This window comes from Beijerinckia sp. L45, assembly GCF_009765775.1.
GTDB lineage: Bacteria > Pseudomonadota > Alphaproteobacteria > Rhizobiales > Beijerinckiaceae > RH-AL1.
Window position 1 is genome coordinate 1 of the sequence record NZ_LMUU01000140.1, and the last position, 2,035, is coordinate 2,035.

The 2,035-nt window shown below is 70.4% G+C and carries 2 protein-coding genes; both read left to right on the forward strand.

The genetic code is table 11. From position 1 onward, the window contains the following. Positions 1-1,707 (forward strand): methyl-accepting chemotaxis protein (locus GSQ79_RS14845; RefSeq protein ID WP_158809481.1); only part of this gene is annotated, 1,707 nt, incomplete at its 5' end. Between the two features lie 5 nt (positions 1,708-1,712). Next, positions 1,713-2,035: chemotaxis protein CheW (locus GSQ79_RS14850; protein WP_174243223.1), on the forward strand; the 323-nt coding region annotated here is incomplete at its 3' end.

Here is a 2,035-nt window from a genome sequence, read left to right on the forward strand (position 1 = left end):
CTCGAGCAGATCGCCTCTGCCGCCGAAGAGGCTGCCGGCGCCTCACAGGAATCGCAAAGCGCCATCGACAGCCTCGGCGCGATCTTCGCCAAGGCCCGCGAACAGGCCGACCTGTCGCGCCGCAAGACGGATGCGCTGCAAACCATGCTGATCGAGGTGGGCGCGCAGATCGACGCCTCCGTGGCCTCGGTCCGCGGCAATGCGGCGCGCCAGCTGCTATCCGTCGACGTAGTGTCGACGCTGGAGAGCCACGCGACCAACGTCGGCGACATCACCCGCATCGTCGGCGACATTTCCGATCAGACCAACCTGCTGGCGTTGAATGCGGCCATCGAGGCGGCCCGCGCCGGCGAGCACGGCCGCGCGTTTGCCGTGGTCGCCGACGAAGTTCGCGCCTTCGCCGAAGTGTCCGAGCGCAGCGCGCGCGAAGTCCAGGATCTCGCCGAGGCCATCGGCGTCGAAGTGCGCGCCATCGCCGCCAGGATCAAGACCGCCGCCGAGTCCGCTGAAGCCGAAGCGCGCAACGGCCGCGCCGTCATTGCAACGCTGGATACCGTCCGCGGCGAGTTCGGCGCGATGGCCGAGGGCACGCAGGCAATCCTGATCGCCGCGGTCGAAGCCGAAAGCGGCGCCCGCGAGGCGCAGCGCGGCGCGGAACAGGTCGCAACCGCTGCCGAGCAGCAATCGTCGGCAGCAGCGCAGGCGCAACGCGCTGTGCAGCAACAGAGCGTCGCACTGGACCAGAGCCATCGCACGGCCCAGGCCCTGGCGATCATGGCGGAAGATCTGCAAAGCGGCACCGCCACGGGCGCCAGCGCCCAGCAGATGGCCGCCGCGGCGGAAGAGCTCTCCGCCACCGTGCAGGAACTGTCCGGCGCGGCCGGCCAGATCCTCGCCGCCATCGACCAGATCAGTCGAGGAGCGCAGGCTCAGGCGGCCGCGACGCAGCAATCCACCACCGCCATGGCTCAGATCGAGAAGGCCGCCGCCTCGACCCGCGGCGCCGCCGCGCACGCCGTCGAGCGGATGCAGACGATCGCTCCGCTGCTCGGCGAGGGACGCCAGGCCGTGGTCAAGCTGAGCGGCAGCATCGAGGGCGCGCTCAACGAGATCCGGGCCGTCACCGTCCTTATCGGCTCACTGGAAATGTCGAGCCGCCGCATCGAAAAGATCGTCGACGGCATCGCGCTGGTGGCGGTGCAGACCAACATGCTCGCGGTGAGCGGGTCGGTCGAGGCGGCGCGCGCCGGCGAGTTCGGGCGTGGCTTCGCCGTGGTTTCCACCGACATCCGCAATCTGGCGCGCGATTCCGCGTCTAACGCCGACCGGATGAAGGACGTCGTGCGGCAGATCCAGGATCAGATCGCCGCGGTCCGTCGCGACCTCGAGCAGATCGCCGCCGCCTCGCAGCCGGAGATCGGCAAGAACCAGGGCATCATCGAACGGCTCGGCACCGTCGCCACCGACATGGTGGCGCTGCGCGACGGCTCCGCGGAAATCCTGACCGGCTCGGACTCGATCCTCGCCTCGGTACGCGAGGTTTTGACCGGCACGCTGCAGATCGCTTCGGCCGCCGAGGAGACCAGCGCCGCCGCGACCGAAGCCGCCACGGCGTCCCGCCAGCAGGCGCGCGGCGCCGAGGACCTTGCAGCGGCCATCGAAGAGATCGCCAGCCTCGCCGACGAACTCCAGATCGCCGAGGCCTGAGCGAAATGGCCCGTGCGCCAAAGGCCGCCCGAGCGCCGCAGGCCGAGATGCCGGCCTCAAGCGAAGCGACAACCTGGGGCGGCGAAAGCCTTGTCTTTAAGGTGGCGGGCGAGCGGCTTGCGCTGGCCGCCAGCGACGTCGCCGAAATTATTCGGCCGCGCGCCGTCACCCGCGTGCCGCACGGCCCGGCAAGCCTCATCGGCGTCACCAACCTGCGCGGCACGGTGCTTCCCATCATCTCCCTGGCCGGCCTGCTCGGCCACGCGACCACCGCGCCGTCGCCGGCATCGCGAATCGTGGTGATGGCCACGGGCGCCGCCGTCGGCCT